General features: G+C 58.7%; 1 protein-coding gene. It reads right to left on the reverse strand.

Annotation, left to right across the window (positions count from 1 at the left end; genetic code table 11):
* Positions 1-264 (reverse strand): hypothetical protein (locus HBA93_RS21665; protein WP_221724625.1); only part of this gene is annotated, 264 nt, incomplete at both ends.

The following is a 264-nucleotide window of genomic DNA, read 5'->3' on the forward strand; positions in this document are numbered from 1 at the left end:
AGATCGCCGGTGAGACGGTTGCTCACATCGCTGATGCCGGAAGCAATTGCTTCTGCACGCTCTGTCAGGCGGCTTTCTGTGCCGGAGAGGTTTTCCAGAACACGGGCGCTGAACGCTTCAGAATGTGCGCCAAGCACATCGCTGGTGCGTGTCGCTGTTTCTGCGATACGGCTTTCGATGCCGCTGAGTTCGCCGGTGAGACGGGTTTCAATGGCTTCAAGACCGGAAGCAATCTGGCTGGCGCGTTCACCAAGGCGGGCTTCT

This window comes from Ochrobactrum sp. SFR4, from assembly GCF_019730395.1.
Classification (GTDB): Bacteria; Pseudomonadota; Alphaproteobacteria; order Rhizobiales; family Rhizobiaceae; genus Pseudochrobactrum.